General features: G+C 65.6%; 24 protein-coding genes and 1 pseudogene. 10 read left to right on the forward strand and 15 right to left on the reverse strand.

The window, feature by feature from the left end:
- Positions 1-125: 125 nt before the first annotated feature.
- Positions 126-1,541 carry a type I glutamate--ammonia ligase gene (gene glnA, locus AC1RQG_RS07725; protein ID WP_493129955.1) on the reverse strand — a complete coding sequence of 472 codons (1,416 nt, stop codon included), beginning with the start codon at positions 1,539-1,541 and terminating at the stop codon, positions 126-128.
- A 370-nt stretch (positions 1,542-1,911) separates the two neighbouring features.
- On the opposite strand from glnA, the gene AC1RQG_RS07730 reads away from it, so the two are divergent.
- Entirely contained in the window at positions 1,912-2,370 is a 459-nt protein-coding gene (locus AC1RQG_RS07730; RefSeq protein WP_493129957.1) for a rhodanese-like domain-containing protein, read from the forward strand.
- Positions 2,371-2,400: 30 nt separating this feature from the next.
- Here the strand turns inward: AC1RQG_RS07730 and AC1RQG_RS07735 are convergent, their stop codons facing one another.
- The 4 genes from AC1RQG_RS07735 to AC1RQG_RS07750 form a co-directional block, all read right to left on the reverse strand.
- Positions 2,401-3,768 (reverse strand): TAXI family TRAP transporter solute-binding subunit, encoded by a 1,368-nt coding sequence (locus AC1RQG_RS07735; protein WP_493130036.1) that lies wholly within the window; start codon positions 3,766-3,768, stop codon positions 2,401-2,403.
- A gap of 106 nt (positions 3,769-3,874) precedes the next feature.
- Positions 3,875-6,922, reverse strand: a complete 3,048-nt coding sequence (locus AC1RQG_RS07740; protein ID WP_493130038.1) for a transglycosylase domain-containing protein — start codon at positions 6,920-6,922, stop codon at positions 3,875-3,877.
- A gap of 600 nt (positions 6,923-7,522) precedes the next feature.
- Positions 7,523-8,311, reverse strand: a complete 789-nt coding sequence (locus AC1RQG_RS07745; protein ID WP_493129959.1) for a competence/damage-inducible protein A — start codon at positions 8,309-8,311, stop codon at positions 7,523-7,525.
- A gap of 58 nt (positions 8,312-8,369) precedes the next feature.
- Positions 8,370-9,212, reverse strand: coding sequence for an EI24 domain-containing protein (locus AC1RQG_RS07750; RefSeq protein WP_493129961.1), 843 nt, complete (start codon positions 9,210-9,212; stop codon positions 8,370-8,372).
- 218 nt (positions 9,213-9,430) lie between these two features.
- Here AC1RQG_RS07750 and AC1RQG_RS07755 point away from each other — a divergent pair, with 218 nt between their 5' ends.
- On the forward strand, positions 9,431-9,787 hold the full coding sequence (locus tag AC1RQG_RS07755; RefSeq protein WP_182220867.1) for an FKBP-type peptidyl-prolyl cis-trans isomerase: 357 nt from the start codon (positions 9,431-9,433) through the stop codon (positions 9,785-9,787).
- Positions 9,788-9,855: 68 nt separating this feature from the next.
- On the opposite strand, the gene AC1RQG_RS07760 is transcribed toward AC1RQG_RS07755, so the two are convergent.
- A complete protein-coding gene (locus AC1RQG_RS07760) occupies positions 9,856-10,644 on the reverse strand; it encodes an anti-sigma factor (RefSeq protein WP_493129963.1) in 789 nt (262 codons plus the stop codon).
- 271 nt (positions 10,645-10,915) lie between these two features.
- On the opposite strand from AC1RQG_RS07760, the gene AC1RQG_RS07765 reads away from it, so the two are divergent.
- Complete coding sequence (locus AC1RQG_RS07765) at positions 10,916-11,200, forward strand: HU family DNA-binding protein (protein WP_182154442.1); 285 nt, start codon at positions 10,916-10,918, stop codon at positions 11,198-11,200.
- An 89-nt stretch (positions 11,201-11,289) separates the two neighbouring features.
- On the opposite strand, the gene AC1RQG_RS07770 is transcribed toward AC1RQG_RS07765, so the two are convergent.
- Entirely contained in the window at positions 11,290-12,738 is a 1,449-nt protein-coding gene (locus AC1RQG_RS07770; RefSeq protein WP_493129965.1) for a wax ester/triacylglycerol synthase family O-acyltransferase, read from the reverse strand.
- 135 nt (positions 12,739-12,873) lie between these two features.
- Between AC1RQG_RS07770 and AC1RQG_RS07775 the strand changes: the two genes are divergently transcribed.
- Positions 12,874-13,128 carry an acyl-CoA-binding protein gene (locus AC1RQG_RS07775; RefSeq protein ID WP_493129967.1) on the forward strand — a complete coding sequence of 85 codons (255 nt, stop codon included), beginning with the start codon at positions 12,874-12,876 and terminating at the stop codon, positions 13,126-13,128.
- A gap of 58 nt (positions 13,129-13,186) precedes the next feature.
- On the opposite strand, the gene AC1RQG_RS07780 is transcribed toward AC1RQG_RS07775, so the two are convergent.
- Complete coding sequence (locus AC1RQG_RS07780) at positions 13,187-13,471, reverse strand: polyhydroxyalkanoic acid system family protein (protein WP_493129969.1); 285 nt, start codon at positions 13,469-13,471, stop codon at positions 13,187-13,189.
- 69 nt (positions 13,472-13,540) lie between these two features.
- Positions 13,541-14,770: a citrate transporter gene (locus AC1RQG_RS07785; protein WP_493129971.1), complete on the reverse strand. Its 1,230-nt coding sequence runs from the start codon at positions 14,768-14,770 to the stop codon at positions 13,541-13,543.
- 403 nt (positions 14,771-15,173) lie between these two features.
- On the opposite strand from AC1RQG_RS07785, the gene fdxA reads away from it, so the two are divergent.
- From fdxA to AC1RQG_RS07800, 3 genes are all read left to right on the forward strand, one after another.
- Positions 15,174-15,497, forward strand: coding sequence for a ferredoxin FdxA (fdxA, locus tag AC1RQG_RS07790; RefSeq protein ID WP_493130040.1), 324 nt, complete (start codon positions 15,174-15,176; stop codon positions 15,495-15,497).
- Between the two features lie 153 nt (positions 15,498-15,650).
- Complete coding sequence (locus tag AC1RQG_RS07795; RefSeq protein ID WP_493129973.1) at positions 15,651-16,721, forward strand: NAD(P)/FAD-dependent oxidoreductase; 1,071 nt, start codon at positions 15,651-15,653, stop codon at positions 16,719-16,721.
- A gap of 278 nt (positions 16,722-16,999) precedes the next feature.
- Positions 17,000-18,235: a polyhydroxyalkanoate depolymerase gene (locus AC1RQG_RS07800; RefSeq protein WP_493129975.1), complete on the forward strand. Its 1,236-nt coding sequence runs from the start codon at positions 17,000-17,002 to the stop codon at positions 18,233-18,235.
- A gap of 55 nt (positions 18,236-18,290) precedes the next feature.
- Here AC1RQG_RS07800 and AC1RQG_RS07805 read toward each other — a convergent pair whose 3' ends face one another.
- Positions 18,291-19,115 (reverse strand): substrate-binding periplasmic protein, encoded by an 825-nt coding sequence (locus AC1RQG_RS07805; RefSeq protein WP_493129977.1) that lies wholly within the window; start codon positions 19,113-19,115, stop codon positions 18,291-18,293.
- Between the two features lie 197 nt (positions 19,116-19,312).
- On the opposite strand from AC1RQG_RS07805, the gene rsxB reads away from it, so the two are divergent.
- Positions 19,313-20,038: an electron transport complex subunit RsxB gene (rsxB, locus tag AC1RQG_RS07810; RefSeq protein ID WP_493129979.1), complete on the forward strand. Its 726-nt coding sequence runs from the start codon at positions 19,313-19,315 to the stop codon at positions 20,036-20,038.
- Positions 20,035-20,682, forward strand: coding sequence for an endonuclease III (nth, locus tag AC1RQG_RS07815; RefSeq protein ID WP_493129981.1), 648 nt, complete (start codon positions 20,035-20,037; stop codon positions 20,680-20,682). The genes rsxB and nth overlap by 4 nt, the downstream gene beginning before the upstream one ends.
- A gap of 37 nt (positions 20,683-20,719) precedes the next feature.
- On the opposite strand, the gene proB is transcribed toward nth, so the two are convergent.
- The 4 genes from proB to rplU form a co-directional block, all read right to left on the reverse strand.
- A complete protein-coding gene (gene proB, locus AC1RQG_RS07820; RefSeq protein WP_493129983.1) occupies positions 20,720-21,838 on the reverse strand; it encodes a glutamate 5-kinase in 1,119 nt (372 codons plus the stop codon).
- Positions 21,839-22,141: 303 nt separating this feature from the next.
- Positions 22,142-23,251, reverse strand: a complete 1,110-nt coding sequence (gene obgE / locus AC1RQG_RS07825) for a GTPase ObgE (RefSeq protein WP_493129985.1) — start codon at positions 23,249-23,251, stop codon at positions 22,142-22,144.
- Positions 23,252-23,356: 105 nt separating this feature from the next.
- A complete protein-coding gene (gene rpmA, locus AC1RQG_RS07830; RefSeq protein ID WP_182160621.1) occupies positions 23,357-23,614 on the reverse strand; it encodes a 50S ribosomal protein L27 in 258 nt (85 codons plus the stop codon).
- 43 nt (positions 23,615-23,657) lie between these two features.
- Positions 23,658-23,969 carry a 50S ribosomal protein L21 gene (gene rplU, locus AC1RQG_RS07835; RefSeq protein WP_056149930.1) on the reverse strand — a complete coding sequence of 104 codons (312 nt, stop codon included), beginning with the start codon at positions 23,967-23,969 and terminating at the stop codon, positions 23,658-23,660.
- A 274-nt stretch (positions 23,970-24,243) separates the two neighbouring features.
- Between rplU and ispB the strand changes: the two genes are divergently transcribed.
- Positions 24,244-25,233 (forward strand): octaprenyl diphosphate synthase, encoded by a 990-nt coding sequence (gene ispB / locus AC1RQG_RS07840; RefSeq protein ID WP_493129987.1) that lies wholly within the window; start codon positions 24,244-24,246, stop codon positions 25,231-25,233.
- Between the two features lie 30 nt (positions 25,234-25,263).
- On the opposite strand, the pseudogene arsC reads toward ispB, so the two are convergent.
- Positions 25,264-25,608: pseudogene (gene arsC / locus AC1RQG_RS07845) on the reverse strand (arsenate reductase (glutaredoxin)); the annotation flags it as partial.
- Positions 25,609-25,680 lie beyond the last annotated feature (72 nt).

Raw genomic sequence — 25,680 nt, forward strand, 5'->3', positions numbered from 1 at the left:
TATCCGTGAAGAACTTCGATGCAACCCGAATATACAACATCCAAAGAAAAACGCGAGGAAAGCCGGGGCTCGCCTCGCGTTCTGGCCATACGGCGGGCGCCGGCCCGGGGGCCGGCGCGCTGCCATTACAGCGAGTAGTACATGTCGAATTCGATCGGGTGCGTGGTCATGCGCATACGCTGCACGTCCTGCATCTTCAGTTCGATGTAGGCATCGATCATCGAATCGCTGAACACGCCGCCACGGGTCAGGAACTCGCGGTCTTTGTTCAGGTTGTCCAGCGCCTCTTCCAGCGAGGAGCAGACGGTCGGGATCAGTGCATCTTCCTCAGGCGGCAGGTGGTACAGGTCTTTGGAAGCGGCTTCGCCCGGATGGATCTTGTTGATGATGCCGTCCAGACCGGCCATCAGCAGCGCGGCGAAGCACAGGTACACGTTCGCCAGTGGGTCCGGGAAACGGGTCTCGATGCGGCGGCCCTTAGGATTGGCCACGTGCGGGATGCGGATCGAAGCGGAACGGTTGCGGGCCGAGTAGGCCAGCTTGACCGGGGCTTCGTAGCCTGGCACCAGGCGCTTGTACGAGTTGGTGCCCGGGTTGGTGATGGCGTTCAGGGCCTTGGCGTGCTTGATGATACCGCCGATGTAGAACAGCGCGGTGTCGGACAGGCCGGCATAGCCGTCGCCGGCGAACAGGTTCTTGCCGTCTTTCCAGATCGACTGGTGCACGTGCATGCCCGAGCCGTTGTCGCCCACGATAGGCTTAGGCATGAAGGTGGCGGTCTTGCCGTAGCTGTGCGCCACGTTCCACACCACGTACTTCAGGTTCTGGGTCCAGTCGGCGCGCTCGACCAGGGTCGAGAACTTGGTGCCGATTTCGTTCTGGCCGGCGCCGGCCACTTCGTGGTGGTGCACTTCGACCGGGATGCCCAGCGATTCGAGGATCAGGCACATTTCCGAACGCATGTCCTGGAAGCTGTCGACTGGTGGCACTGGGAAGTAGCCGCCCTTGACCGCTGGACGGTGGCCGCTGTTGCCGCCTTCGATTTCCTTGTCGGTGCTCCACGAGGCTTCGTCCGATTCGATCTTGACGAAGCAGCCGGACATGTCGACCTTCCAGCGCACGCTGTCGAAGATGAAGAATTCCGGCTCGGGACCGAAGTAGGCGGTGTCGCCCATGCCCGACGATTTCAGGTAGGCTTCGGCGCGCTTGGCGATCGAGCGCGGGTCGCGGTCGTAGCCCTTGCCGTCCGACGGTTCGATCACGTCGCACTGCATGAACAGGGTGGTTTCTTCCATGAACGGGTCGATGTTGGCCGTGTTCGGATCCGGCAGCAGGATCATGTCGGACGCTTCGATGCCCTTCCAGCCGGCGATCGAGGAACCGTCGAACGCGTGGCCCGACTCGAATTTATCCATGTCGAAGTGCGACACGGGCACGGTCACGTGCTGCTCTTTACCACGGGTATCGGCGAAACGAAAATCAACGAATTTGACTTCGTTGTCCTTCACCATCTTCATCACTTCTGCGGCTGTCAATGCCATGCGAATCTCCTAAAGGGAATGTGTGGGTGAGCCGACCAACTGTGCGTGCGCGGATGTTCTGCGCGTCCCCGTGTAGTGCGACCGAAACTCATCATGGGGTTAAGCAGTATCCGTGCCAGCTCAAAATTCTCACCATCTGCCAGAACCAACTTGGAACTTGCTGGCAAATGATTCTAAAATCGTCCGGCCAGCCAAATCAGGCTGGTTTGCGCCAGCGCAAGACTGCTCCATTATGGTGCGATTTTGCGGAAATGCACCTATTTCGTGCATTTTCAAAAAAATCGCCAAAAATGCCCTCGTTTGGTGCGTGCGCGCTGCACGGACGTTCAGGGCCTCTATAATAAACTTAATCTCCTTTCCGGAACATAACATGAGCGATGTAGATGCAATCCTGGCCCTGGCCCGCGCCCGCAGCAAGGACTGGCCGTACGCCGGCGCCGTCAATCCGCAGGAAGCGTGGGAATTGCTGCAGGCGGACCCGCACATCAAGCTGATCGACGTGCGCACCAACGCCGAGCGCGACTGGGTGGGCCGGGTGGCCGTACCGGAGACCCAACATGGTGCGGTCCAGTGGTCGACCTACCCGGGCGGCGTGGCCAACCATGAGTTCATCGAGCAGCTCAACAGCCAGGCCCGCAAGGATCAGGTACTGTTGTTTTTATGCCGCTCCGGCGTGCGTTCGCGCCATGCGGCCAAGCTGGCCACGGAGTTTGGTTATCAACATTGCTACGATGTGCTGGAGGGCTTCGAGGGCGACAAGGACGAGGCCGGCCACCGCAAGAACGTCAACGGCTGGTGCCGGGCCGGCCTGCCGTGGGTGGGCGCCTGAGCTGACCCGGTCACGCCGGCGCGCGCCCGCTCACACGGGCACGGCCGCCGGCACGACGGGCGCGGCCTCGCTCAGCAGGCCCAGCACCCGCTCGCGCACGAAGTTGATGTGGCTGCGCAAGCCATACAGACCGTCGGCGAACGACAGCGGGATGGAAATCTGGTTGACCATCTCCTCGATCTCGTTGAGGCGCACCAGCTGCGCCGCGTAGATCTCCATGCGGCGCTCGCCCTGCGACTGGGCGTCCTCGAGCGCCTGCTCCACCGTGCGCAGCTGGCCGTACCAGCGGTACACGCGCGACCGGATGCGCCATACATACAGCGGCGGCACCACCTTCGACAGCGGCAGGATCAGCGCGCCCAGCCCCAGCACCAGCACCCACATGCGGTCGAAGAAATTGGCCAGCCAGAAGCTCATGTAGCGTTGCAGGAACGGCGGTCCATCCTTGTAGAATTTGGCGGCGGCCGGCGCGACGGGAATCTCGGTGTAGCGCGCCGACGGGAACTGGCCCTGCTGCTGGAACCAGCCGGCGCCGCTATGGATCGATGAGGCCGCCTGCACGAACAGGTCGATCAGCGCCGGGTGCAGGCTGTCGCGCGCCACCAGCGTGGCCGTGGGCGCGATCAGGTTGTAATCGACGGGCGGCAGGTCGCGGCCCAGGTCGACGATGCCGCGCGGCAGCACCACGTGGGTGAGGAACGGCAGCTTGCGCGCATACGCCTCGGCCTGGTCGAAATCGAACAACTGGATGCCCGGCGTCTGCAGCAGCATCTGGATCAGCGGCGCTTCCGGCGCCGAGGTGAACACGAGGCCGTCGATGCGCCCCTCCAGCAATTCCACCGTGGCCGGCGTGTTGGCCAGCGAGCTGCGGATCACCTCCTCGGGCTCGATGCCGTTCAGCGCCAGCACCTGCTTGAACAGGCGCGGCGCGCCCGCGCCCTTGGGACCGAAATTGATCTTCTTGCCCTTGAGCTGGGTGAGCCGGGTGATGGGCTTGCCCTTGGTCTCGCGCAGGAACAGCCACATCGGTTCCGTGAACAGGCTGCCCAGCGACACCAGCCCTTCCCGCTCCGCCGCCGCCTCGTCGGTCGAGCCGCTCTGCACGAAGGCGATGTCGACCGCGCCGCTCTTGAGCCGGCGCAGGTTCTCGCCCGAGCCGGCCGATTGCACCAGCGTGACCTTGACGCCATGCTTTTCCAGCGCGGCCGCGTATTTCTTGCCGATCTGTTCGTAGGCGCTGTTCTCCTGGCCGGTGGACAGCACCACGCGGCGCGGCGGCGAAGGATCGACCAGCACATAGGCGAGCACGCACACGCCGGCGAGGGCGAGCAAGGTGGGCGCGGCGGCGACGAGCAGGTCACGCACGGAAAATTGCGTGAACTTGAGGATTTTGGACATGGTGTGGCGGACAGGTTTCATGGGCTGTCACCTTGCCAACAATTGCGCCGTTTTGCAAGCGCCGCGCGCGCCGGACCGGGCGCGCGCGGCGCCCGGCCGGTGAGCGTCAGCCGCCGTTGCTGCCACCGCCGCACGGCGGCAACGGCGCGGCGGCGGCGGCGGCCGTGCCGGCGGCCGCGTTCTGGATGGTGGCCGGCTTGACCGGGTTCGGTTCGATCAGCGGCATCAGGCTCGGCGCCAGCACGGTCAGCAACTGCACCGGCAGCGCGCTGGTGAAGTCGTAGTTCTTCGATTCCGGCCCGCGCACATAGGCCGTCATGCTGCCGAAGAAGCGTTCGCCGATGTTGAACACGAACGTGGCCGAGCGGTTCACATAGCGCGACTCGATCAGGCGCCCGCCGGGGGCGAAGATGTCGAAGCGCTGGTCGCCGGTGCCGGTCTTGCCGCCGACCGGGATCACGGTGCCGTCCGATTTGACGAAGGCCATGCGGGCCCGCTTGGCCGTACCGTCCGACACCACGCCACGGATGGCGTCGACCACCACGCGCGCCACCTCCGGCGACAGCACCCGCTCGCTCAGCGTGCTCTTGCCGGGCGCCACCTGGGTGTCGTACGGCGTGCCGGCCGCGAAGTGAAGCGACGAGATGCGCTGGCTGGGCTTGCGCACGCCGCCGTTGACGAGGATGCCCATCAACTCGGCCAGCGCGGCCGGCCGGTCGGCCGAGGCGCCCAGCGTGGTGGCGTAGGACGGCACCAGCGAGTCGAACGGATAGCCCATCTTCTTCCACTGGGCGTGGATCTTCATGAAGCCCTCCATCTCCAGCAGGCCGACGATGCGCTTGTCCTGCGCGTGCTTGTGGTGGGTCTTGAACAGCCACTGGTAGACCTCCTGGCGCTGCTGCTCGCTGGCGGCCGTCATCTCGCTCAGCGTGGCGCCCGGATGGCTGCGCATGTAGGCCGCCATCCACATCTCCAGCGGGTGCACCGAGGCCAGGTAGCCGCGGTCGGCCAGCGACCACTTGTCGATCGCGTACTGCTCGTACAGCTTGGCCACGCGCTCGGGCGGCACCTCGTTCTGCGACGGCAGGTTGTCCTTCAGGAAGGCGGCGAACTGCTCCTCGGTCGCCTCCGGGTACAGCGTGCGGTGGATCACGGCCAGCCGCACCGGCGTGCCGCGGATGTTGGCCAGCAGCGTTTTTTCCAGCTCGTCGCCCTTCTTGCCCTTGTACTTGGCGTAGAAGCGGTTCATGAACTCGCGCCCCTCCTTGTCGGCGAAGCGGGCCAGGTACTCGGCGCGGCGCGGATCGTCGGCGTCCTGCAGCAGCGAGGCCGTGGAACCGGGCGACTGGAACATGTAGAACTTGGCCACGTCGCGCATCAGGCGCACGAACACCAGGTTGGTCGAGTGGCGCAGCGCCTCCGTCACGGTCAGGATCTTGTTGTTGTCTTCCTTGGAGAAGTTGCCGAAGTGGTGCAGGCCGCCGCCCGTGAAGAAGCCCTCGCCGGGGTTGCCCGAGTACTTGCGCTCCATGGCCGCGTTCAGCATCGGCGTCAGCTCGCGCCCGCCCTTGTCGAGCGGCAGCGCCTTGAAGTAGTCGATCGCCCACTGCGACAGCTTGTCCTGCGGATCGACCACCACCTTGTTCAGGGCCGCCGTGTCCATGCCGCCGTAGCGCGTGTGCAGCTGGTCGACGATGTCGAGGTAGGTGACCAGCGTGCGCAGCTTGGCCGTGGAGCCGAGGTCCAGCTTGGCGCCCTCGTTGATGTCGAGCGGCTGGTCGAAGTTATCGGTCTGCAGCCGCAGCAGGTTGGCCTGCTCGCCCTTCTCCAGCAGCGTGAAGCTGTACACCACGTGGGCCGGGTCGCCGTTGCCCAGCATGCCCTTGCCGGTCAGGCCGGCGGCCTTGGCCATCTCGGGGTCGCGCAAGTCGCGCAGCACCTGGGTGACGGCCTTCTGCGCGCGCGCGTCCAGCGTGCTGACCACGCTCAGGTCGAGCCGGTCCAGGTTGTACAGCCGGTTGTCGCCGATCAGGCTGGCCAGGTGGGTGCGCACCGCGTTCGACGCCTTGCGCGTCACATAGGACATGGCCGGCGCGGCCTGCACGCCGGTGCCGGTGGATGGTTGCAGGCGCTGCTTGAGGGCCGCGTCGCGCACGGCCGGCGTGATCACGCCTTCCTGGGCCAGCAGGCGCAGGTGGGAATTGGCCAGCGTCTCCAGGTCGGCCGTGCCCTCGCCCAGATAGTAGCTGGGGCGGCGCTGGGCGATCATCAGGCTCAGCGCCTGCTTGAACGCGAGCGCGCCGTCGGGCTGGTCGAGCTTGCCGCTGAGCAGGCGGTTGACCTCGGCGAAGTCGCGCCCGTACCAGACCCACATGCCGTCGCCGATGCCGTTCACCTCGCCGTAGCCGGGCTTGGCCGACAACGGCACGGTGTTGAGATAGTCGATCACGATCTGGCGCCGCACGGCCGAGGTGTCCTCGCCCTGCTGGTAGGCGCGCAGGCTGGCCGACACCATCTGCTGCAGCTTGTCCTTGAGGGTGCTGGTGCGCCCCTCGGGCGAGTGGCGGTACTTCTCGATCTGGGTCGCCAGCGTGCTGCCGCCGGCCGGGCGGTGGCCGCCCGAGAAGGTGCTGGCCGTCTTCTCCAGCACGGCCTTGCTCAGGCGGTCCCATTCGACGGCCGGATTACGCTTCGGGTATTTGCTGTCGAGCAGCTCGCGGTTCTCGATGAACAGCAGGCTGCGCACCAGCGCCGGCGGCGCCTCGCTGAACTTGCCGTACACGCGCTCCGGATAGCTGGCCGTAAACAGCGGCTGGGCGCGGCAATCGAAGATGGCCAGGCCGGTCTTGGTCTTTTCGCGGTAGGTGGTGAACAAGCCCATGTCGGTCAGCTCCACCAGCTTGGGCGAGAAACGGGCCTGGGCCGTGACGGTGTAGTCGCGCGTCTTGAGCTTGCCCAGGTAGTCGGGGATGTTGGCGTAGCCGAGCCGCTCGTCGTACGGGCTGTCCTTGGGGAAGCGGATGGACGCGCTGGGGCCCGGTTCCACGCGGTAGGTGAGCTTGCCCACCAGGTTGGAGAAGAACTGCGCCTGCATGGCCGAGGTGCGGATCTCCTGCAGCAGCCAGTACACGCCGCACGACAGCAGCACCAGCATGGCGACGATGAAGGCGTTGCGCGAGCGCTTGCTCTGGACCGGTTCGGACGGCGGCGGCGAGGCCGGCTGGGTGTGGGCCAGCAGCACGGCGTCGTCGGCCGGTGCGGGTGGGGGGACGGCGCGCAGATGGCGGCGCCGGCCATAGCCCATGGCGGCCGCGCCTGCGCGCAGTTTGCGCACCGCGCGCAGGACGATGCGGGGCCGGCGGAAACGTCGATTGCTTAACATAGGATTCAAACCGGTCAGTCGTTTGTTCAGTCACAGCGCGCGCCGCATCGCATCCACATCATCGCGATGAACAGCGGGCGCGCATCACTGCTGCTTGTCATGTTCATCACTTCGTTGGCTGTCTTGCAAGCGCACGTCCATCAGCACTTAACTCGTGTGCCGCGCACCCCGTTGACCGGGGCGCCGATCACACACAGCCTGGCATCCATTCCACCACATCGGCGCCACATGCATGGGCCGGTGCGCAGAAAAAAATGCGTTCGCCGGGGCTTTTCGCAAAAAAACAACGGCGCTTGCCGCACATAGGAAGCGCAGGGGGAGCGCCGTTCGCGCCCGGCGCGAACGGCCGTGAACACGGCGTGCCGCGAGGCGTCAGGAGAGGTGCTTGTACTCTACCTGCAGGCGCGACAATTCGGCGCACAGTTGCGCGAACGCGGCGGCCGTCGCCTCAGGCGCGCCCTTCACGCCGAGCTCGATGTGGCGGCGCGTGTTGGCGTCGCCCACGCTGGGCAGGCTGAACACCTTCACGCCCGCGAACTGCGCCTCGAGCGCCTCCATCAGCGGCGTCAGCGCCGACTCGGCCGTGCCATACACCAGCACCGACTGTTCGCTGTGCGGCGCGCGGTGGAACAGGTGGGCGTAGTGGTGGTCGAGCACCCACGCGATCATGGGCCAGGCCATGACCGGGAAGCCGGGCACGAAGTAATGCTCGCGCAGCGCGAAGCCGGCCACGTTGTTGTACGGGTTGGGGATCAGTTCGGCGCCCTGCGCGAACTCGGCCATCTTCAGCCGGTGCAGGTTCTCGGCCGAGTTCAGGTCGGCCGGCTGGCCGCTCTCCTCGCCCATCTGGATGATGCGCTGCTGGATGTTGCGCTTGCCCTGCTCGTGCAGCACCAGCGGCAGGCCCAGCGCGTCGGCCGCCGCCTGGCGCGTGTGGTCGTCCGGCGTGGCGCCGATGCCGCCGCAGGAAAACACGATGTCGCCGCTGGCGAAGGTGCGGCGCAGCGTGGCCGTGATGCGGGCCGGGTCGTCGCCCAGCACCTCGGCCCAGTCGAGCCGCATGCCGCGCTCGGCCAGCATCCGCACCACCTTGGTGAAGTGCTGGTCGGTGCGACGGCCCGACAGGATTTCGTCGCCGATGATGATCAATCCGATTGCCATATCCGTCCCCGGTTCAGTTTGCAAAATGTGGGACGGCGGTCGTGATACCAGAAAGGTATCAGGTGGCCGCCGCCGTATTGTCGTCGTTGATGTCGCGCATGGGCGGCGCCGCGCGCAGCCGTTCCAGCGCCTCCAGGCAGTAGTGGGCGAACCACAGCCCGGTGAAGATGAAGATCACCACGTACAGCCAGATCGAGGCGGCCGCCAGGAACGGGAACAGCACCACCGACAGGGCCGTGCCGCCCAGCCACAGCATGCCCGGCAGCGCGCCGGCCAGGCCCGACAGCACGCCGATGGCCAGCAGCGGCCAGCGGTGGCGGCGCAGCACCTCGGCCCGCTCGTCGGCGCTGGCATGGTCGGCCAGCGTGTCGTACACCATCACGCGGCAGGTGAGCCAGCCCCACAGCGCGGCCTGCACCACCAGCGCCAGCGGCGGAAACGCATACAGCGGCAGGGTGAGCAGCCACAATCCGATGAACACGAGCATGCCGACCAGCGCCGTGAGCGCGCTGCCGAGCAGGCTGCCGCCATGCTTGCGTTCGAGCTGGCCGTAGCGGCGCTGGCCCACGTGGCGCACGATGGCCGGCATGGCCGCCACGCCGATGAACACGAGGGCCGTCAATATCATCAACGGCAACAGCAGCAGCATGGCGATCATGGGCACCACCACCGTCTTCAGCATGCCCAGCCCCAGCGACGTGAGCAGGCTGGAGCTGTAGGCGAAGGCGTCGTGCTGGATGAACAGCGCGTGCAGGGCATCGATCAGCGGCTGCAGGCCCACGTACAGCAGGCCGGCCCACAGCACGACGGCCAGCGCGAACGGGATCACGCTCAGCAGCAGCATGCGGCCGTGCAATTGCGACATCCAGGCGCGGCCATACGACCGCATCAGCGCGCCCATCAGGGCTGGCTCCCGCGCGGCGCGGGCATGGCGGGGGATGAATCGGATGGGGGGTATGACAGGCGGTGTGACATGCGGCTTCGCTTCCATTCCAGGGGGGTGGCCGGCCCATGCCGGCGACGCCCGCCGATGATACTCCAGCGCGGCCGCTTTTTGGCGGGCCGCGGCCGCTTGTTCTACAATGCGGGATTATCGTCAACGACCCAACAAGGAAAACCATGTCCACCATCACCACCGCCTCGGGCCTGCAATACATCGAACTGACCGTCGGCGAAGGCGCCGAAGCCAAGGCCGGCCAGAACGTCACCGTGCATTACACCGGCTGGCTGCGCAACGACGACGGCAGCAAGGGCCCGAAATTCGATTCGAGCAAAGACCGCAACGATCCGTTTGAATTCGCGCTGGGCGCCGGCATGGTGATCCGTGGCTGGGACGAAGGCGTGCAGGGCATGAAGATCGGCGGCGTGCGCCAGCTGATCATCCCGGCCGACCTCGGCTACGGCTCGCGCGGCGCCGGCGGCGTGATCCCGCCAAACGCCACCCTGATCTTCGACGTGGAACTGCTGGCCGTTTAAGATTCCAAGCGACGTCGTTCCCGCGCAGGCGGGAACGACGTGCAAACTCAGCGCGACCATCCAGGTCCTCAGCGCTGCCACCCCCGCCGCAACGCCTCCAGTTCCGCCCTAGGCTCCAGCATCTCGCCCACGATGCGCTGGTCTACCGCCTCCAGCAGGGCCGTCGGCATCTCCGCCCCGCCGTGCACCATGTTCTCCCCGCGCTTATAGACGCCCATCGGCGGCGGCGCTTTGCCGCCCTGCACCAGCACCGGAATCCGCCATGCGTCACCGGCGCGGCAGGCCAGTCCCGTCACCTCCTGGCCCGTGCCGGCCAGGGTGAACGTGCGGCAGTAGCCACCCTCGCGCGACAGGAAACTGAGGCCGATCCGCACTTCGCTCGACGCCGTGGCCGCGCCGCCCATCTGCAAGCTGAGCGCCGACGCCAGCGCGCCCTGCGCGGCCAGCATGCCGTCACGCGTGACCACGGCCGACACCGGCGCCGGCGGTCCGAACCACGCGGGCTGCCAGCGGGCCAGGCCGAATTTGCCGGCCACCATCCCCACCAACAGCACCAGCGCCAGCGCGCCCCACTCCAGCCAGCCCCAGTGCCGCCGGCGCGCGCGCCGCGCCGCGCTGTGGTTGGCGGCCCGGCTGGCGCGCACGGCGTCCAGCTGCACCACGTTGGCGCCGCGCCGCGCCCGCGCGCCCTCGCGCGGCGCCTGGGCCGCGTACTGGCCGTCGCGCAGCGCCCGGTAATGGGCCACGCGGCGCGCCACGCTGTCGTCCTGCCGCATGGCGTCCTCGACGGCGCGGCGGGTCGCCTCGTCCAGTTCGCCGTCCGCGTAAGCAATCAGGGTCTCGTCCGAAAAACTCATGATGATGTCCTCGCTGGTACAGATCATAACCCTTTGCGGGGCCGCGCGGGCGCGCCACAGGCGCCGGCGTCGCGGCTTTTTCGCCGCCCGCGCGGGCCGCTGTCAGACAAGGCAGAACGTGGTGCGGCGCCGCATAACGCCCGCCAACACTGGCGATTTTACGGCGCGCGGCGTGGCATGGCAGCTACTGTATGGCCCGCTTCAACGAGAAACCATTACATTTGACAATATTTATGCTAATCTGCGCGCTCTATTAACCAAGGAGGTAGTAATGAAAAAAGGCGAATTGATTGCAGAGTTTGCGAAACGCACCGAGATGTCCGCTGCTGCCGCCAACGGTGCGGTAAACACGCTGATCGCCATCATCACCGAGCGCCTGAAAAAGGGTGACACGGTAGGCATCACCGGCTTCGGCACGTTCGCCGTCGCCAAGCGCGCTGCCCGTAAAGGCCGCAACCCTGCCACCGGCGAAGCGATCAAGATCGCCGCGTCGAAGACCCCGAAATTCTCCGCTGGCGCGACGCTGAAGGCCGCCGTCAATCCGAAGAAGAAGTAAGACCCGCGCAGTAGCGATACTGGACAAGTGCCTGACCAGGCACCGGAACCGGCGGCCCGGCGCGCAAGCGCAGGCCGCCGTTCTGTTTTTCAGACCGCGTCCATCAGCGCCAGCAGCACCAGCTTCTCGAACTCCGGTTCGAAGCGGCGGATGATGTTCTCCGGATCGCGCGCCAGCGCGTCGTCCGTGACGATGCCGAACTGCACCCCGCCGTTGTAGCTGAGGATGGACACCCCGATGCCGATGTCGCCCGACTGCGGCACCCAGAACATGACCTGGTCGAGCTGGCTGCCGGCCATGTACAGCGGCGTGCGCGGCCCCGGCACATTGCTCATCACGGCCGTGGCCTTGCGGGCGAAATAATTCTGAATCTCATTCTGCACCTGCTTGGGCGTGGCGCCCAGCACGCCGAGCACCGACATGGCCACCAGCGCCGTGTAGCCGCCCTTCAGGTCGTCCATGCGACGCTGCACCTCGCGCAGCCGCGCCACCGGGTCCTCCAGCCCCACCGGCAGCACCAGCGGCACCAGGCCGAAGGCGTTGCCGAGCTTCTGGTGGCCGTCCGCCTTGCGCAGGTTGACCGGCACCATCACGCGCAGCTCGCAGGCCGGCTCCACCGTGTCGCCGCACGCGCGCAGGTAGGCGCGCAGGGCGCCGGCCACGCTGGCCATCAGCACGTCGTTGATCGAGCAGCCATAGGCCTTGCTGATGGCCTTGACCTCGGACAGCGGCAGCGGCTCGCTCCAGGCCACGTGCTTGCGGCCGTTGGGTTTGCCCTTCAGGCGGGTGGCGCTGTCGGCCTCCATGGTGGTGAGCTTGACCGCGTCCAGCGCCAGCCTGGTGGCCGTCTGGCCCAGCTGGCCGATCCTGCCGACCACCTGTGGCATGTCGGTCCACAGCCGCATCGACTTGAGCCACATGGCCGACGACAGGTCGATGGCCTTGACCGTGGTGGCCGTGATCGGCAGCAGGATCTGCTCCCACGGATTCTCCTCGGCCGCCTCGACGGCCAGCTCGGACGGCCGGTGCAGCTGGCTGTCCGGGTGGGCGCCGAACATGGACATGAACACGCCCACCAGCGCCACGCCGTCGGCGATGCAGTGGTGGATGCGCACGACCAGGGCCTGGCGCAGCTTGCCGTCCTCGCCCACGCAGTTGTCGACCAGGTGCATCTGCCACAGCGGCAGCACCGGGTCCAGCGGCTGCTGCGACAGCCGGCCCACCAGCGCCTGCAGCGACGGCTTGTTGCAGCCGCCATCGTCGGCGTCGTCCAGGCGCAGGTGCACCACGTGGTCGTCCAGGTTCACTTCCTGCTCCTGCCACCAGGCGCCCGTCAGGTCCGTCACCACGCGGCTGCGGAAGCGGCGGTAGGCGAGGAAACGGGTGGTGAGCGCCTCCTTGAGGCCATCGAGCGCGATGGGCTGGCTCATCATGGCCACGCCCACGATCATCATCTGGTTGCCCTCCGAATCCATCCTCAGCCATGCCGTATCCACGGTCGACATCTTCTTACGGCCAAACAAGGCTTTGGACAACATTCGAGCATCTCCTCTAAGGTTTGTGGTCTGTTTGTTTGTATTATGTCGCTGATCGGGATGTCAATGCGCTAAGTATTTATAGTGACATTGCTCTAACAACAATATGTGCAACACTTTTAGCCCACAGGAGCCGTTATGAGTTTACAAGAGCAATTCGCGCAGGCGCAGGCCGATTCCAAGAACCTGCCCGAGCGTCCGGACAATATGACCCTGCTGAAGATCTACGCCCTGTTCAAGCAGGCCAGCAGCGGTGACGTGGAAGGTGCGCGTCCTGGCTTCACCGACATGGTGGGCCGCGCCAAGTATGATGCCTGGGCCGCCCTCAAGGGCAACAGCCAGGAACAGGCGATGCAGCAATACATCGACCTGATCGAAGAACTGAAGGGCTGATCCAGTCCACCGGATGCACAGAGCGGGGCCGCGGCCCCGCTCTTTTTTTGGCCGCCGCTCAGGCCTTGCCGCCAAACACCTTCTGCATGTTTTCCGCGACCTTGTGTTCGATCTTGTGGGCGAACGCGCTGAGCAGGAATCCCAGTTTGATCTGCATCTGCGCCTGATGCTTGTGCAGCGTGAGCGAGCCGGACACGCCGCTGCGCTCGAAGTGCAGCACGTCGCCCTGCCAGTTGCATGCGATGTCGAATTCCTCGGCCATCTGCTCGGCCACTTTCTCCGCCGCTTCGCGGGCTTTCTTGTGTGACAGGTGGTGATCCTGCACGATGTTGATGTCCGCCATCTGGCCTTCCTCACTTGTTGAACCAGCCGCCATGATGCCAGTTGGCACGGCGCGGCGCTAGTGTGGCGGCTAGTGCAGTGGCGGGTGCGGTTGCCAGCCCAGCACCGCCAGCAGGGCCGCGAAACCGACCACGTAGGCCAGCGCCACATGCCAGCCGTGGCGCAGCCACAGCAGCACCGAGCGGGCCTCCGGGTACTGGCCGCTGAGCGCCACCCCGGCCGAGGAACCGAACCAGATCATGGAGCCGCCAAAGCCGACCGCGTAGGCCAGGTAGCCCCAGTCGAAGCCACCCTGGCGCAGCGCCAGCGCCGTCAGCGGGATGTTGTCGAACACGGCCGACACGAAGCCGAGCGCGAGCGCGCTTTGCCACGACGCGGCCGGCAGCGCCTGCACCGGCATCATGGACGCCGACCACACCAGCGCCAGCAGGAACACGGCGCCGCGCAAGGCGCCGGGCAGCTCGTGCCAGTCGGGCCGGCGCCACAGCGCGGTGACGCCCAGCGTCAGCCACACGGCCGCGCCCAGGAACGGGAACACGCCGATCCAGTCCGGGAAGCGCACGCTGAGCAGCACGTTGGTCAGCACCGCCGCCACCAGCACGCCGGCCACGATGGCCACCCGCGCCCATTCGACGCGCACGCCGGCCGGGGCATCCTTGACGATGGGACTGTGGGCCTGCTGCTGGCGGGCCGCCGGCAGCGCGCACACCAGCAGCGCCGCGCCGGCCGCCACGTAGGCATGCAGCACCTGCGACGGCGCCACCCCGGCCAGCCACATCATGGTGGTGGTGGTGTCGCCCACCACGCTGCCCGCGCCGCCGGCGTTGGAGGCGGCCACGATGGCGGCCAGGTAGCCGATGTGCACCCTGCCCCGGAACACGCTGTGGGCCACGGTGCCGCCGATGATGGCGGCGGCGATGTTGTCGAGGAAGCTGGAGATGAAGAACACCAGCACCAGCAGCATGAACGGTCCCTTCCAGTCGTCGGGCAGGTAGTCGGGCAGGATGTCGGGAATGCGGCTGCGCTCGAAATGCCTGGCCAGCAGGGCGAAGCCGAGCAGCAGCGCCAGCAGGTTGGCCAGCCCCACCCACTCGTGCCCGGCATGGGCCAGCAGGCCGGCCACGCCGGCCCCCTCGCCGAACGGCGCCCACAGCACCTTGTAGAGCGTGATCACAAGCGCCCCGCCCAGCGCCGTCAGCATGGTCGAGACGTGGGCGAAGGCCACCATGCCCAGCACCATGGCGAACAACAGGAATTCCAGCGGGATGCCGGCCAGGGCGGGCGTGACGGGATGGGGCATGCGGTCTCCGGGTAGGTGCGCCGGCTGGGCCGGCTTGTCGTGTTTGTCCCGGATTCTAGCGCACCGCGCCAACGCGCGGACATTTGCGGCCACGCAAACCCTTCCGGCCCGCGCGGCGCCTGATCACACCAATCTTGACTAGCGTCATCACCCCATCCCCCGGGGCATGCTACTGTCGCTACCCAGTAGAAAAAAGCACCTGTCAGCACGCCGCTAGCGCCCGCGCCGGCGGCGCGGCGCCGTGCGCGGGCAAGCGCGCGGGGCGCATTTGCTTATAGGGATTGTATCTAAGCGCAATTTGTGAGATGAGGCAAATTACCTTAAAATACAGTGCTTTGCTGAAGTTGGCATGGCAGATACGACGCCGCTGACGAACCAGCGCACCAACATTGATAGGACTGTTATGACTCACGTTGTCACCGAATCTTGCATCAGCTGTCGTTACACCGATTGCGTCGATGTTTGCCCGGTAGATTGTTTCCGCGAAGGCCCGAATTTCCTGGCGATCGACCCTGACGAATGCATCGACTGCGCCGTGTGCGTGGCCGAATGCCCGGTCAACGCCATTTTCGCTGAGGAAGATGTGCCGTCGGACCAGCAGCAATTCATCAAGATCAACGTCGAACTGGCCCGCAACTGGCCCTCGATCACCAAGACCAAGGCGGCCCTGCCGGAAGCGGAAGAGTTCAAGGACGTCAAGGACAAGCTGCACCTGCTGGTTCGCTAACAGCGTCCCGATAGCGCGTCCGGCACGGCCGGCTGGCAGGCAGCAACAGGCAGTGTTCAGGCGTGTTCGCCGCGTGCGCGCGGCGTGCCGGGTTGTTGCCCGAATATTGCCTGAAACTTGCCTGAATATTCACGCAACAACAGGGAATATCGTATGGACAGCGTCACCCCCACCCCAGCAGCAGGCGTCATCGAAGCCGATGCCGTCATCATCGGCGCCGGCCCGGTCGGCCTGTTCCAGGTCTTCGAACTGGGACTGCTCGAAATCAAAGCCCACGTGATCGACTCGCTCCACGCCGTGGGCGGCCAGTGCGTGGAACTGTATCCGGACAAGCCGATCTACGACATTCCCGCCGTGCCCTCGTGCACGGGCCAGGAGCTGACCGACAACCTGCTCAAGCAGATCGCGCCGTTCGACCCCACCTTCCACCTGGGCCAGGAGGTGACCGTGGTCGAGCGCCGCGAGGATGGCCGTTTCAACGTTGAAACGAGCACCGGCACCCGCTTCCTCGCCAAGACCATCTTCATCGCGGCCGGCGTCGGCTCGTTCCAGGCCCGCACGCTGAAGGTCGACGGCATCGAGCAATTCGAGAACAGCCAGTTGTTCTACCGCGTCAAGGAACCCGCCCTGTTCGAGGGCAAGAACCTGGTGATCTGCGGCGGCGGCGACTCGGCGCTGGACTGGGCCCTGAACTTCGTCGGCAAGGCCGAATCGGTGGTGCTGGTGCACCGCCGCGAGGACTTCCGCGCCGCGCCGGCCTCGGTGGCCAAGATGAAGGCCCTGTGCGAACAATACGAAATGCAGCTGATCATCGGCCAGGCCACCGGCTTCGAGAGCCGCGACGGCAAGCTGACCGAGCTCAAGGTGACGGGCGCCGACGGCGTCACGCGCCGCGTGCCGCTCGACATGCTGCTGGTGTTCTTCGGCCTGTCGCCCAAGCTGGGCCCGATCGCCGACTGGGGCCTGGACATCGAACGGCGCCAGCTCAAGGTGCAAAGCACGGAGAAGTTCGAAACCAACGTGCCCGGCATCTTCGCCGTGGGCGACATCAACACCTATCCGGGCAAGAAGAAACTGATCCTGTCGGGCTTCCATGAAGCTGCTCTGGCCGCTTTTGGTGCGGCGCCATACATCTTCCCGGACAAGAAAATCCACATGCAATACACGACCACGTCGCCCAAATTGCACAAGGTGCTGGGCGTGGAAACCCCCGTGTTCGACTAGGAATCTGGCGCCGTTCCGGCCCATCCTCCTACAGAAAAGCAGCGGAAACGCTGCTTTTTTTTATTCTGGCTGCGTTATGATGACCGCAGGAGCCAAAAAAAAACGCACGTTCCTTTTCGGAAACAGCAGTATCATCATGCTAGGCACCCGCAAAGCGAGGCTACAAGCCTTTCTTGACGGAATCCCGAAATGCTTTACGACACGAACAAATATCCTATAATTGGTCTATGATGTAATAGCGTTGGTGCGCTGCACCATCCTCACTGCCGGGAATATCTATGCTCTACCAACTGCATGAAATGCAACGCTCGTTCCTGACGCCCCTGATGCACTGGGCGGACGCGTCGTCCAAACTGTTTACCAACCCCGTCTCGCCGCTGGCGCACACGCCGTTCTCGCAGCGGATCGCGGCCGGCTACGAGTTGATGTACCGTCTGGGCAAGGATTACGAAAAACCGGCGTTCGAGATCGACAGCACCGAGATCGCCGGCGAACAGGTCGGCATCATCGAACAGGTGGTGGAAACCAAGCCGTTCTGCCGCCTGATCCACTTCCGCAAGGACTTGAGCGAGAAAGCGCTGCGCGCCCTCAAGCAACCGAAGGTCTTGCTGGTCGCCCCCCTGTCGGGCCACCATTCGACGCTGCTGCGCGACACCGTGCGCGGCCTGCTGGTCGAACACGACGTCTACATCACCGACTGGACCGATGCGCGCATGGTGCCGGTGTCGGCCGGCCCGTTCCACCTGGACGACTACATCTTCTACGTGCAGGACTTCATCCGCCTGCTGGCGCCGGACCTGAACGTGATCTCCGTCTGCCAGCCGACCGTGCCGGTGCTGGCCGCCATCTCGCTGATGGCGTCGGACAACGATCCCAAGCTGCCCAAGACCATGACCATGATGGGCGGCCCGATCGACCCGCGCAAATCGCCGACCCAGGTCAACAACCTGGCCACGGAAAAGAAATTCTCGTGGTTCGAGAACACCGTGATCTACGCCGTGCCGCCCAACTACCCGGGCTTTGGCCGCAAGGTCTATCCGGGCTTCCTCCAGCATGCCGGCTTCATCGCCATGAACCCGGGCCGCCACGCGCAGAGCCACCGCGAGTTCTACATGCACCTGGTGGAGGGCGACGACGAGCCGGCCGAAAGCCACCGCAAGTTCTACGACGAATACAACGCCGTGCTCGACATGCCGGCCGAATACTACCTCGACACCATCAAGACCGTGTTCCAGGAATTCCGGCTGCCGAAGGGCACGTGGATGGTCGGCGGCAAGCCCGTGCGGCCGCAGGACATCAAGACGGTGGCCCTGTTCACGGTTGAAGGCGAGCTCGACGACATCTCCGGCGCCGGCCAGACCCAGGCCGCGCACGCGCTGTGCAGCGGCATCCCGGCCGACATGCAGCAGGACTTCGTGGCGCCGCAGGCCGGCCACTACGGCATCTTCTCGGGCCGCCGCTGGCGCGAGGTGATCTGCCCGAAAATTGGCGAGTTCATCCGCAAGCACGGCTGATCCGCCAGCGCGATACCCGATGCCCCGGCCAGCCGGGGCATTTTTTTGTCCGCGCTCAGTTCGCCACGGGGCGCGCGTGCGGCGCGCCGGCCCTGCGCGGCGCGTTGCCGCCATCGAGGTGGGCGCGCTGCCAGTACTCCTTCTCCAGTCGTTCCAGGTCCAGTTCGCGGGCCGCGTTGTTGAACGCCTTCTGCTGCTCCAGGCCCTGCGCCGTGTGCTTGAAACAGACCGTCACGGGCCGCTCCCCGAACAAGTTGTCCGCGATGCCCACGCGCTCGCGCTCGGCCGCGCCGAACTGCGGCGTGTGCAGCAGGTAATCAAGCACATGGCGTTCGATCACGATCACGGTATAGCGTCCGATCAACAGCTTGCGCAGGTTGGTTTCATCATTGACGCCCTCCTCCGGCGACACGTCGCCGCGCGCGCGGGCCGCGTCGAACTGCTCGCCATAGGCATAGCCGGCCACCGTGCCCAGGCGCACGCCGCGCAGGCCGGCCAGCGTGTCGGGCCGCACCGGCGCCGTCTTCAGGTAGGCCAGCACCGTCTGCGTGCTGCCGATGGGGGACGAAAAATGGCACAGCTTCTCCCGTTCGGGCGTGCGCCACACGGGCAGCAGACCCGCGTAGCGCGGATTGTGCAGGCCAAACTCCATGGCCCGCTTCCAGGGGAAATATTCGATCTCCGAGCGCATGCCGAGGCGCTGATAGACGGCCGCCACCAGCGCGCCGGACAAGCCGTCGCCGGGCAGCGCGGCCGTGACGAAGGGCGGCCACTCGTCGGCGGAAAAGCGCACCACCGGCAACGGCGCGGCCGCCAGCCACGCCGGCCAGCACGCGCAGGCCAGCCACGCCATCACGATGCCCGACTTCAACCGCCCCATCCCTCTGCTCCATCGCTGAACCGGCGACCACATGCCGCCGGTATGACCGGCCCCTATCGTCCCACAAAAGCCGGCACCGCACGGTTGTATTTCAGCAACTTTACGGATCGGGCCGCACCGTGCGGGGACGTCCGATTTTTTTCGGCCCTTTGCGCGCGAATATTGGATAATGACGTTTTACCGCATTCAAGCTCACCGTGCCGTCCACCATCCCCCCCACGCTCGCCGACCGCATCGAAGACCTGCTGCCGCAGACCCAGTGCACCAAGTGCGGCTACCAGGGCTGCCGTCCGTACGCGGAGGCGATCGCGGCCGGCCAGGCCGACATCAACCAGTGCCCGCCCGGCGGCGCGCAGGGCGTGGCGCGTCTGGCCGCGCTGACCGGCCGCACCGTCATTCCCATCAATCCCGTCAACGGCATGGAGCGTCCGCGCGCCGTGGCCTACATCGACGAGGCGCTGTGCATCGGCTGCACGCTGTGCATCCAGGCCTGCCCGGTGGACGCCATCGTCGGCGCGGCCAAGCAGATGCACACCATCGTCCCCGACCTGTGCACGGGCTGCGATCTGTGCGTGAACCCGTGCCCGGTCGATTGCATCGTCATGTACCCGGTGACGGAGACGACGGGCTGGGACGCGTGGAGCCAGCCGCTGGCCGACGCCGCGCGCGAACGGCACGACTTCCGCGCGCTGCGCCTGCGCCGCGACGCGGACGAAAACGATGCGCGGCTGGCCGCCAAGGCCGTGGCCAAGATGAAGGCGGTCGAAGCGCTGGACCCGGCCACGGCGGCCGGCGAGGTGGAGAAGGAACGCAAGCGCGCCATCATCGCGGCCGCCATGGAGCGCGCGCGCCTGAAGAAGGAAGCGGCGCAGCAGGACGCGGCGCCGCCGCAGGCGGGCGCCGGGGAAAACACACCGGAATGAATGCCGCCAAACGCTACGAAATGTTCACGCGCTTTCGCGCGGCCAATCCCAAGCCCGTCACGGAACTCGAATACACGACGCCGTTCGAACTGCTGATCGCCGTGCTGCTGTCGGCCCAGGCGACCGACGTGGGCGTGAACAAGGCCACCCGCAAGCTGTACCCGGTGGCCAACACGCCGGCCAAGATCCTGGCGCTGGGCGAGGAAGAACTCAAGAGCTATATCCAGACCATCGGCCTGTACAAGACCAAGGCCAAGAACGTGATCGCCACTTGCAGGATCCTGCTCGACCAGCACGGCGGTGAAGTGCCGCGCGACCGGGAATCGCTCGAAGCGCTGCCCGGCGTCGGCCGCAAGACGGCCAATGTGGTGATGAACACGGCGTTCGGCGAGCCGACCATGGCGGTCGACACCCACATCTTCCGCGTCGCCAACCGCACCGGGCTGGCGCCGGGTAAGAATGTCGATATCGTCGAGCAGAAGCTGCTCAAGTTCGTGCCCAAGGAATTCCTGCACGACGCCCACCACTGGCTGATCCTGCACGGCCGCTACACGTGCAAGGCGCGCAAGCCCGAATGCTGGAACTGCATGGTGGCCGACCTGTGCGACTACCGCCACAAGACGCCGGCGCCGGACGGCGCCTGAACCAGCGGCCACGCGCGCGCGTGGCCGGCCGCCGTGCTTACACCAGCACCAGGTTGTCGCGGTGGATCAGCTCCGGGCCTTCCACGAAGCCGAGCACGGCCTCGATCTCGGTCGACGGCTTGCGCATGATGCGGCGCGCCTCGGCGCTCGTGTAGTTGGACAGGCCGCGCGCGACCGGCTGGCCTTGCTCGTTGACGCAGGTGATCACGGCGCCCCGGCCGAACTCCCCCTTCACCTCCGTCACGCCGATCGGCAGCAGCGACTTGCCCTCGTCGCGCAGCTTCTGCACCGCGCCCGCGTCGAGCACCACCTGGCCCACCGTGTGCAGGTGGTCGGCCATCCATTGCTTGCGCGCCGTCAGGTGGCCGGTCTGCGCCGTCAGCTCGGTGCCGATGGCCTCGCCCTGCGCCAGCCGGGTCAGCACGTCGCTGTCGCGGCCCCAGGCGATGATGGTGTGGGCGCCCGACTTGGCCGCGCGCTTGGCGGCCAGGATCTTGGTCAGCATGCCGCCGCGGCCGATGCTGCTGCCGGCGCCGCCGGCCATGGCTTCCAGCGCCGGATCGCCGGCGCGGCCCTGGCGGATCAGCTGCGCGCCCGGGTCCTTGCGCGGGTCGGCCGAGAACAGGCCGTGCTGGTCGGTCAGGATGATCAGCGCGTCGGCCTCGATCAGGTTGGCCACCAGCGCGCCCAGCGTGTCGTTGTCGCCGAACTTGATCTCGTCCGTCACCACCGTGTCGTTCTCGTTGATGATGGGGACCACGCCCAGGCGCAGCAAGGTGGTCAGCGTGGAGCGCGCGTTCAGGTAGCGCTCGCGGTCGGCCAGGTCGGCGTGGGTCAGCAGCACCTGCGCCGTGCCCAACTGGTGGGCGCGGAAGCTGGTTTCGTAGATCTGCGCCAGGCCCATCTGCCCCACGGCCGCGCAAGCCTGGAGTTCGTGGATGTCGGTCGGGCGCTGCTCGAAGCCCAGGCGCAGCATGCCCTCGGCCACCGCGCCCGACGACACCAGCACCACCTCCTTGCCCAGCGCCCGCAGGCCGGCGATCTGCGCGGCCCAGCGCGCGATGGCGCCATGGTCCAGGCCCCGGCCATCGTTGGTGACGAGCGAGGAACCGACCTTGATGATGACGCGGGTGGCTTTCTGTATGACGGAATTCATGGGGCGGCGGTTCTCATCTCAAAGCGCGGTCGGGCCGCGCATGACTATCAAACATCCGGGCGCGCGCGCCGGGACGAGGCTTGCTGTGATATCGCCGGGGACGGGCGGTTGGCCCGGTCCTGCCGCAACCGGCGCCGCGCCCGTGGTAGCGGGGCCTGCGCCGACATGGATGAGACAAACCGTGGTAACGGTTTATATCAAGGGGAAAATGCTAATCGGCCGCGCGAGGCGGCCGAATGGGAATCACGTACTGTGATTGTAATCGAGAACGGACTCGCCGTTCAGTACGATCAGTCCAGGATTTTAGTCCAGGATCTTAAAGCGGGGATCGTCCGGATCGATGGACGAGATGCCGCGCGCCTCTTCCGTCATCTGGGTTTCTTCCGCGCGCTGCTCCTCGTGCTTCTTCTGCTCCAGGTGCAGGTAGATGGCGTTGACCAGGTCCTGCGTGCCTTCGTGGCTCAGGGCCGAGATCTCGAACACGGGGCCCTTCCAGCCGAAGCGCTTGAGGAAGTCCTTGACCACCGTCTTGCGCTCGCCCTCGGGCACCATGTCCAGCTTGTTGAGCACCAGCCAGCGCGGCTTGTCGACCAGCGCCTCGTCGTACTTCTTGAGCTCCTTGACCAGCGCCTTGGCTTCCTTGACCGGATCGACGTTCGCTTCGAACGGCGCGAGGTCGACGATGTGCAGCAGCAGGCCGGTGCGCTGCAGGTGGCGCAGGAACTGGTGGCCGAGGCCCGCGCCTTCGGCGGCGCCCTCGATCAGGCCGGGAATGTCGGCGATCACGAAGCTGCGCTCATGCGACACGCGCACCACGCCCAGGTTCGGGTGCAAGGTGGTGAACGGATAGTCGGCGATCTTGGGCCGGGCGTTCGAGACGGCCGAGATGAAGGTCGACTTGCCCGCGTTGGGCATGCCCAGCAGGCCCACGTCGGCCAGCACCTTCAGCTCCAGGCGCAGCTCGCGCCGTTCGCCTTCCTTGCCTTCGGTCTTCTGACGCGGCGCACGGTTGGTCGACGTTTTGAAATGGATGTTGCCCCAGCCGCCCTCGCCGCCCTTGGCCAGCAGTTCGATCTGACCGTGCTCGGTCAGGTCGGCGATGATTTCGCCGCTGGTGTTGTCGATGATCAGGGTACCGACCGGCATGCGCAGCTGGATGTCGTCCGCGCCCTTGCCGTAGCAGTCGGCGCCGCGGCCGGACTCGCCGTCCTTGGCCTTGTGCATCTTCGAGTAGCGATAATCGACCAGCGTGTTGACGTTGCGGTCGGCGATAGCCCAGATCGAGCCGCCCTTGCCGCCGTCGCCGCCGTCCGGGCCGCCGAAGGGTCTAAATTTTTCACGGCAAAAAGAGGCGCAGCCATTGCCGCCGTTGCCGGCGATGACCTCAATTTTTGCTTCGTCGATAAACTTCATAGTGTGCCGCCATAAAACTAAAAAGGCTCTACCTTGGGCAGAGCCTTTCGATTGAAGGCTTGCGCCTTACGGGTTGGCATGCCGCACGCGGCATGCCGGTACCAATTACGCTGGTACGACGGTCACGAACTGGTGCGAGTTCGGGCCTTTGACAACGAACTTCACCTTGCCGTCCACCAGGGCGAACAGGGTGTGGTCCTTGCCCATGCCTACGCCTTCGCCGGCGCGCACTGGGGTGCCGCGTTGACGAATGATGATGCCGCCGGCGTTGATCGCCTGGCCGCCGTAGACTTTAACGCCCAGACGTTTTGATTCTGAGTCACGGCCGTTTCGCGTAGTGCCGCCGCCTTTTTTGTGTGCCATTCTGAAGCTCCTTCGATACTAGTTTGGTTAGGACAAGCGGCGGTTAGCCGTTGATCGAAACGATTTGGATTTCGGTGTAATTCTGGCGATGGCCCTGATGCTTCTGGTAGTGCTTACGACGACGCATCTTGAAAATCTTCACCTTATCGTGACGACCGTGTGCCACAACAGTTACCAGTACCTTCGCACCTTCGACCAATGGAGCACCAAACTTGATGCTGTCGCCCGCGCCAACGGCGAGAACTTGATCGATGGTGATTTCGGAACCAATGTCTGCAGGTATCTGTTCTACTTTGAGTTTTTCGCCAGCGACAACTTTATACTGTTTGCCACCGGTTTTTATGACCGCGTACATGATTTGAAACCTCATCAAATGTTTAGAAAAATTCCCTCCCGGCTCGGCGTTGCAAGCAGGCTGAAAACGGGGGAACCGCTGATTATACATGCGTTGGGATTTCGCGTCAAAAACTATTCACAAACTTGAGGCGGCGTGGTATGTCACTTGCTACGTGGGCGCAAGTCGTTATGCAATAGGCATCCAAGTTGCAGGCCCCGGCGGCCAAATGCCCCTTGCCGCAGGGCCATGTCGTATAATCGCGGCACCCAACACAGTCCATTGCAGGTTCGCCTTGTCCGACGCTACCCAACACACCAAGCAAAACACCATCGCCCAAACGATCGCCGCCGACATGGACGCGGTCAACACGGTGATCCGCCAGAGATTGCATTCCGAGGTCAGCCTCGTCAACCAGATCGCCGAGTACATCATCAGCGCCGGCGGCAAGCGCATCCGGCCGGTGCTGGTGCTGCTGGTGGCGAACGCCTACGGCTACCAGGGCACGGCGCACCACGAACTGGCGGCCGTGGTCGAATTCATCCACACGGCCACCCTGCTGCACGACGACGTGGTGGACGAATCGTCGCTGCGCCGCGGCCGCGCCACGGCCAACGCGCTGTTCGGCAACGCCGCCTCGGTGCTGGTGGGCGACTTCCTGTATTCGCGTTCGTTCCAGATGATGGTGGGCCTGAACAACATGCGCGTGATGCAGATCCTGTCGGACGCCACCAACGTGATCGCCGAGGGCGAGGTGCTGCAGCTGCTCAACATGCACGACCCGGACGTGAACGAGGAACGCTACCTGCAGGTGATCCGCTCCAAGACGGCCAAGCTGTTCGAGGCGGCGGCCGAACTGGGCGCGCTGGTGTCCGGCGCCACCGACGCCCAGATCGCGGCGGCCGGCGAATACGGCCGCTCGCTGGGCACGGCCTTCCAGCTCATCGACGACGTGCTCGACTACGCGGGCGACGCGGGCGAGATCGGCAAGAACGTGGGCGACGACCTGCGCGAAGGCAAACCGACGCTGCCGCTGATCTACCTGATGGAGAACGGCACCGAGGAACAGCGGGCGCTGGTGCGCAGCTGCATCGAGCAAGGCGACGAACAGCATTTCGACACCATCCTGGCCGCCATCACCGCCAGCGGCGCGCTCGACTACACGCGCCGGCAAGCCGTGACGGCCGCCCAGCGCGCCGCCGACGCCATCGCCGACCTGCCCGACAGCGTGTACAAGCAATCGCTGCTGCAACTGGCCAGCTTCGCCGTCGACCGCACGCACTAAGCCTTCAGAGCGGGCGGCGCGCCGTCCTTACAGGATCTGCTGCACCAGGTCAGCCGGCCGGCACAGGCGCACGCCCTTGTCCGTCACCACGAACGGACGGTTGATCAGGATCGGATGGGCCATCATCGCATCGAGCAAAGCCTCGTCCGGCAAGCTCATGTCGGACAGGCCCAGCTCATTGTACAAATCCCCCTTGTCGCGCATGGCGGCCCGCACGCTCAGGCCGGCCGCCGCGATCATCTGCTGCAACGCCTCGCGCGTGGGCGGCGATTTCACGTAATCGACGATCTGCGGTTCCACGCCGGTGGCGCGGATCAGTTCCAGCGTGTTGCGCGACGTGCCGCACGCCGTGTTGTGGTAGATGGTGATGGCCATGGTGTTCCTTGAATGACTGAAAACGAGGCGCGCATTATCGCCGAAATGGCGCGACGGCGTGCATAGCCGCGC

The sequence above is a fragment of the Rugamonas sp. GW822-FHT03B10 genome (assembly GCF_058801745.1).